Raw genomic sequence first — 6,780 nt, forward strand, 5'->3', positions numbered from 1 at the left:
TCTGGACATTTCAGAGTTAAAGGCAACAAGGCTTGGCCAATACGAACCTACCTCTGTAGACCTAACCTGTAGAGCCTCCCTTTTTGTTTGGTCAGTACAGGTATAGGTGTACCACCCTGAGATGAAAGGGAAATTAGGGAAAAATTAAAACTTTTTAATAGTGCGAGAAGTCTGTGGCTTACACTGTCGCTACGGAGGGAGCCAAAGGCAGGAAAACCGTAAAGCAAGAACCACCATGAACAACACTTTGAACCTCAATGGTTCCATGATGAACTTCCACAATCCACTTACAAATAGCCAAACCCAATCCCGTCCCTTTTGCCGAATGAGAACGCGCCTCATCAGTCCGGTAAAAGCGATCAAAAATTCTGCCATGATCCTCTAGGGCAAGACCAATACCGTGGTCTCGAACCACTAGCTTTCCCTTGTTTCCGGCAACAAGCAACGAGAGTTCCACCGTTTGTCCTTCATGAGAATATTTCACGGCATTATCGACCAGATTTAAGAGTAATTCCCTCAAACGCAGATCGTCTCCCTGGACAACGACGGGCTCAATGGCTTCGAGCACCGTGTGAATATTGCGTTCTTGGCCCAACACCAACGCCTGTTGCTGAATTTCTCGCACTAAATCATCCAGTTGAACGGGATACATCTTGAGCTTAATTTCCCCAAGATCCGCTCGTGATAAAAACAACAGCTCATCCACAATCCGGCTCATGCGGTCAATTTCCTCCAAATTGCTCTCCAGCACCACCTGATAATCTTCTGCTTGCCGTGGTCGCCGTAACGCCAACTCAGTTTCCCCTTTTGTAATGGTTAAAGGTGTTCGAAGTTCATGGGACGCATCCGCACTAAACTGCCGGATTTGCCGGAACGACACTTCTAATCGTCCAATCATGTCATTAAAAGTCGAGGCTAATTGCCCAATTTCATCGTTGGAATGAGGAGTTTGAATCCGCTGGGACCAATCCCCGGCCGCGATACGTTGGGCCGCTTGCGTAATGGCATGAACCGGACGCAAGGCCCGTCCTGCCAAAAACCACCCTCCGACCAACGATACAAGCAAGGCCAAAGGAGACGCAATGTAGAGACCGGCTAAGAGCCGATGCAGCATTCGTTCTGTGGGGTACAGGGAGGTCCCAACGCGTAAAATATTCACCAATTGATCATCTTGACGAATAGGAACCGACAGTAATCGCAGTGGAACCCCTTTTTCAAATTGAACGGATTCAAAGGTTGATTTTCCATCGAGAGAGGCACGAAACGATGTCTGACTCAATGGAATTTCTCGGCTTTGAATATTAGCCGACTGAATCGTCACTTGCCCCGCAGGTCCAAAAATTTGAAAAAACTTATCCAAGAGCGCGATTTCAGGAAAGTCCTGAGATAAATCTTCAAAGATCAAGAATGGGCCAAACCGATGTTCTCCCAACGTTCGAATCGCCACAGCTGCCGCCTCATCCAACGAGGCATCCACCTGTTCCCGAAGCGCGCGGGACATCACCAAATATAATGCGACGGCAAAAAGAACCAGAATTAGAGCCAACGCCGATCCATACCACAAAGTTAAACGAACTCGGATCGAGGTCGTTTTCACCCGTCAGACCTCATCATATATCCGCTTCCCCTGACCGTTTGAATCAGGCTTCGCTCCCGCCCTTTATCGATTTTATTTCGCAAGTAGCTAATATACACATCAATGACATTAGTAAATGTATCAAAATCCAAATCCCACACATGTTCGGTAATCATGGATCGCGTTAGCACCCGACCCGCATTCCTCATTAAATACTCTAAGAGCGCATACTCTTTAGTCGTGAACTCAAGACGTTGGCCGGCACGAGTCACCTCACGAGTAACAGGATTTAATATCACATCGTCTACCTGAAGAATTCCGCTTGGGGCCCCTCCAGCTCGACGAAGGAGCGCTCGAGCCCTGGCAAGCAATTCCTCAATCGCAAATGGTTTTGTTAAATAATCGTCAGCCCCCGCATCCAACCCTTTGACCCGTTGATCCACTTCTGAACGTGCCGTTAAAATAAGCACTGGAGCTTTGACACCTGCAGCACGAGCACGTTTAAGCACTTCTAGGCCTGGCAATCCTGGCAACATTAAATCCAAAACAATCAAGTCATAATTTACGGCTTGAGCCCAATCCAACCCTCCTGGTCCATCCGCGCATACATCGACCGCATAGCTTTCCTCCTCCAGTGCTCGCCGGATAAAGGAAGCCACCTTAGGTTCATCTTCCACCACTAAAATGCGCATCTTAAAAAAATCTTACCATCTACATACCGTGACGGAGAAGGGGAACGTCAAATAAATGAATAATAGGAATTCATGAAAAGAGAGAACCAAAAATATCCATATCATAATGCTCTAGGGATATGACAAAAAAAAGGCCCCGTCATGTATATGACGGGGCCTTACCAATTCAGAATAGACTCAGATTAGAGATGGTCCACCAAACTCCGAAGCTTGTGGCTGCAACTTGGGTGACGAAGTTTCTTTAGTGCTTTGGCCTCAATCTGACGAATGCGCTCACGAGTCACATCAAAGTCCTGACCAATTTCCTCCAATGTATGATCGGTACTATCACCGATCCCAAACCGCTTACGAATCACAGTCTCTTCGCGAGGAGTCAACACGCCCAAGGCATTAGCAATCTGACGTTGCAGATCATAACGGTTTGCAGCATCCATAGGAGATACTGCATTTTTATCTTCAATCAGGTCACCTAACTGGCTATCCTCTTTTTCGCCTATTGGCGTTTCAAGGGAAATGGTCCCCTTAGAAATATCTAACATCATGCGGACCTTTTCAGGAGTTAGGCCCATCCTCTCGGCAATTTCCTCTGGGGTAGGTTCACGCCCTAATTGTTGCACCAACTGCCTTGCCGTCCGGGCTAATTTTGTATTGGCCTCAATCATATGTACCGGAATACGAATGGTACGAGCCTGATCGGCTATGGCACGCGTCACACCCTGTCGAATCCACCAGGTTGCGTAGGTGCTAAATTTATAGCCACGTTGATACTCAAACTTATCAACCGCCCGCATCAATCCAATATTCCCTTCCTGGATCAAATCGATAAACTGCAATCCTCGATTCGTATATTTTCGTGCAATACTGACGACTAATCGCAGATTGGCCTCGATCAGTTGAGCTTTCCCTCGTTTCACCTTTTCCTCAGCGGTTTCCAAAATAGTCAGGGCAGCCGTAAATTCTTCCATCGGCATACCCAAAACCTCGTCTTGGATCCGTAATAGGGCGGCTTTCCCCCCCTCCACTTCTTGTTGTAATTTTTCAATTTCTTCCGGAGTCAATTGTTGCTTGCGTCTCAGCGAACTCCCTTTTGTAGTCGCGCGTGGTTTTTTCCCAACCACCTGAATGCCGTCCTGTCCAGCAAGACCAAGCCTTTTCCTATGACGGGCAGTCATCATTTCAACGGACCGAATTTCCTGACCAACATCTTTGACACGCCTTAACATTTGATCTTTTACACGCTGATGCAGATTAAGTGCTTCAATTTGATCCACAAATTGGTCAGCCAGACCAATCCGGCGCTTCTCAAGTTGCATCTTCGAATTTTTAGTCGTTTGCCCATCTCGATTTTGGGTGTAAAGTGAGAGCAATCCACGCCCAAGCTTTCGAACCGTTGCCAGACTCTCTAGCGTTCGTAATCGGAGCTCTTCATCCTCCTGTTCACTGGCAATGGCCTCCTCTTCAACTTCCTCTTCCTCCAAGGTTTCCTGAAGAAGCACGATATCTCGAACACGAATTTCCTCAAGCTTCAATTGGTCGTGGAGTGATTCCAGGTAATTGATATTCAACGGCATGCCGTAGACAGCACATGCCAACTCACGCTTGCCTTCTTCGATGTGTTTTGCCAGCTCAATTTCGCCTTCACGGGTGAGCAAAGGGACCCGTCCCATTTCTTTTAGATACAACCGGACCGGATCATCGATGCGGGTAGGTTCACCTGGCGTCAAATCAATATCCAGGGAAGAATCCGTTTCCTCCTCTGAATCATCTGATTCCTCTTGCCCCGCGTTCTTTTTTAGAGCCGCCAACTGCAAGGCCGTCCGTTTTGAAGGATCAATCACTTGGAGATTGACTTCGTGCAACTCGCTTAAAATGGTATGTAATTGATCAGAGGTGATCTGGTCGGCAGGAAGAATACTCGTTAAGTCTTTTATGGTCACATGCCCTTTGGGCTTACCAATCTCAATTAATCGCTGAATCACCTCCGGCAATGACGCTGTCTTCCCCATTAACATAGCTCCTTAAAAATTAATAGCTCAACCCAATCATACCACTTTTCGTATTGAGCCAATGGGCCCTCTCAACACAAGAACCCAATCGGTCCTTCCTCATCGTTCTTCCCAATAAAGGGCATTCCATCCAGAGACGTGGGCAATAATAAAGAAGAGAAATCGCCCTCAGGTCTGTATTAAGTACGTCATACCGAGTTTTGGGCGAAACCAGGAAAAAGACCTATTGTTTTAAAAAAGCGAAGGTAAAAATACAAGGCGCAATTTGATAACACTATATAGAATATTTGACTGTAAAGTAAAGTTAAATTTCCTAAGTAAATAATAAAGTCACCTATAACAAAACACTTATCATTTCACTAAAAATTCATCAGTCTCATCCAATCTCGAATAATGATTAACCAATTGTTTTCATTGAAAATTTAACTATTAATATTGCTCAATATACTTCCTGATCTTTCCCTCAAAGAGACAAAATCTACAGAAACTATTAAGAAAACACTGCTACATCCGACAAGATAACCTATGACCGCCTGCTCGAACCTAAAAAATCCCTGCACCTAGGAACGAGCTGAAACAGGGAGAAAGCAGCAATCATGATTTCACTTTTGTTGGTTGAAGATGACCTAAAAGAAGCTTTGGTTATTAGAAACATGCTGAAAGAAGGTCTCCAAAACCAATTTACCTTGGAGCATGGCCTTTCTCTCAGCGATGCTCTCGACCTCATTCAACAAAACCAATTTCAAGCCATTATTCTAGACTCCCATCTCCCAGACGGGAAATCATTTGAATCCATTCTGCAATTCATGCAGTTTTGCCCTGATGTCCCGATTCTGATCTTGAGCGGCGTTGAAGAGGAAGACCAAGCAATTCAAGCCGTGAAAAGTGGAGCCCAGGACTATTTAATCAAAGGCCAGACCAGCAGCTCAACTCTGTGTCGGGCCATTCGGTACGCCATGGAACGCCAGAGGGCCACGCAACGCATTACCCAATTGGCTCATTACGACCATTTGACAGGGCTTGCAAACAGAGGCCTATTTTATGAACGATTAAATTGTGCCGTGGCTCGCTGTCATCGGAACGACACGGCAATCGCTCTAATGTTTTTAGACCTGGACCATTTCAAAGGTATTAACGACACCCTCGGCCATGAATATGGGGATTCGTTACTCAAAACTGTGGCCGCACGAATCAAAAAATGTATTAGAGAAATTGACACGGGTGTCCGATTAGGAGGAGATGAATTTGCAGTCCTTTTAGAACAAATCGTGTCGATTGAGGACGTGGCCTCTGTTGCGCAACGCATTCTTCACCTCCTGGCGCAGCCCGTCATTATCAAGCAGCACCAACTGCATGTGACCGGAAGCCTCGGGATCACCATTTATCCCTGGGATAGTGCCAATTCCCAGGAACTATTATCCCATGCCGATGCCGCGATGTATCGAGCAAAAGCGCAAGGCGGCAATACCTATCAGTTTTACACCGCCGGCATGAAAACAGCCGGCCTCGATGGCTCCACGCTTGAGATGGAGCTCAGTCGAGCTTTGGCAAAAGAAGAATTTCTCCTCCATTACCAACCACAAATGAATATTTCCACCAAGCAAGTCATTGGCATGGAAGCCTTGTTGCGCTGGCATCACCCCTACCAAGGCCTCATTGGTCCCAATCATTTCATTCCCCAAGCCGAAGAAAATGGCATGATCATTCCCATAGGCGAATGGGTCTTACGTTCAGCCAGCAAACAGGCAAAATACTGGGAAAAGCAAGGGTTTCCTGCTCCTCATGTCGCCGTGAACCTCTCAGCCAGGCAAATCCATCAGGGACATCTCCCGGCACTCATACAAGACATCCTCAAGCATTCACATCTGGATCCGGAAAATCTCAAACTGGAACTGACGGAGACGTTTCTAATTCATGAAACGGAAGAAACCATACAGACCCTCCGCGAAATCAAAGCGATGGGAGTCCACCTGTACATTGATGATTTTGGAGCGGGTTATGCTTCCCTTCGATACCTGAAATCATTTCCCGTGGATGGCATCAAACTCGACCAAAGCCTTATTCAAAATCTCCCACACAGTACCAACGATGCCGCTATCGTCATAGCCGTCATTTCTTTAGCCAAAGCCCTGGGCCTACAAGTCATCGCAGAAGGAGTGGAAAGACAAGAACAGGCCGATTTCCTGGAAGAACATGAATGCGATGCAATGCAAGGGTATTGGATCGCACCGCCACTCCCCGCCAATGAAAGCGCCCAGCACATGGTGCATGTGTAATCGGGACAATTGGGTCACACCATCTTTTCCTTCAACCATCTTTGAGTGAAGCTTCTGCCATCCTTCCTCTGATATTTCACCCTCTTTTTTCACCCCGAACACCCCCATCGTGCGTTGGGGGTAAAATTATTGATCAGGAATGCCATGAAATAAAATGACAAATCTGAAAAGCTAATTAAGCTATTGGCAAAGATATCGCCCGATTCAGGTAATTTAAAAATAGCCGTTCG

At 46.5% G+C, this 6,780-nt stretch carries 4 protein-coding genes; 1 reads left to right on the forward strand and 3 read right to left on the reverse strand.

Annotated elements, in window-relative coordinates; translation table 11 throughout:
- Positions 1 to 178: 178 nt before the first annotated feature.
- The 3 genes from AAH187_RS12345 to rpoD all read right to left on the reverse strand — a co-directional run bounded on the left by AAH187_RS12345 (position 179) and on the right by rpoD (position 4,274).
- Positions 179 to 1,597, reverse strand: a complete 1,419-nt coding sequence (locus AAH187_RS12345; protein WP_342348764.1) for a heavy metal sensor histidine kinase — start codon at positions 1,595 to 1,597, stop codon at positions 179 to 181.
- Positions 1,594 to 2,268: a response regulator transcription factor gene (locus AAH187_RS12350; RefSeq protein WP_342348765.1), complete on the reverse strand. Its 675-nt coding sequence runs from the start codon at positions 2,266 to 2,268 to the stop codon at positions 1,594 to 1,596. The genes AAH187_RS12345 and AAH187_RS12350 overlap by 4 nt, the downstream gene beginning before the upstream one ends.
- A 182-nt stretch (positions 2,269 to 2,450) precedes the next feature.
- Positions 2,451 to 4,274, reverse strand: a complete 1,824-nt coding sequence (rpoD, locus tag AAH187_RS12355) for an RNA polymerase sigma factor RpoD (protein ID WP_342348766.1) — start codon at positions 4,272 to 4,274, stop codon at positions 2,451 to 2,453.
- A gap of 596 nt (positions 4,275 to 4,870) precedes the next feature.
- Between rpoD and AAH187_RS12360 the strand changes: the two genes are divergently transcribed.
- A complete protein-coding gene (locus AAH187_RS12360; protein WP_342348767.1) occupies positions 4,871 to 6,550 on the forward strand; it encodes an EAL domain-containing protein in 1,680 nt (559 codons plus the stop codon).
- Positions 6,551 to 6,780 lie beyond the last annotated feature (230 nt).

This window comes from uncultured Nitrospira sp. (assembly GCA_902500695.1).
Lineage (GTDB): Bacteria > Nitrospirota > Nitrospiria > Nitrospirales > UBA8639 > Nitrospira_E.

Coding starts and splice junctions, on each gene's coding strand:
- AAH187_RS12350 (WP_342348765.1), bottom strand. CDS start 2,268: ATGCGCATTTTAGTGGTGGAAGATGAACCTAAGGTGGCTTCCTTTATC.
- rpoD (WP_342348766.1), bottom strand. CDS start 4,274: ATGGGGAAGACAGCGTCATTGCCGGAGGTGATTCAGCGATTAATTGAG.
- AAH187_RS12360 (WP_342348767.1), top strand. CDS start 4,871: ATGATTTCACTTTTGTTGGTTGAAGATGACCTAAAAGAAGCTTTGGTT.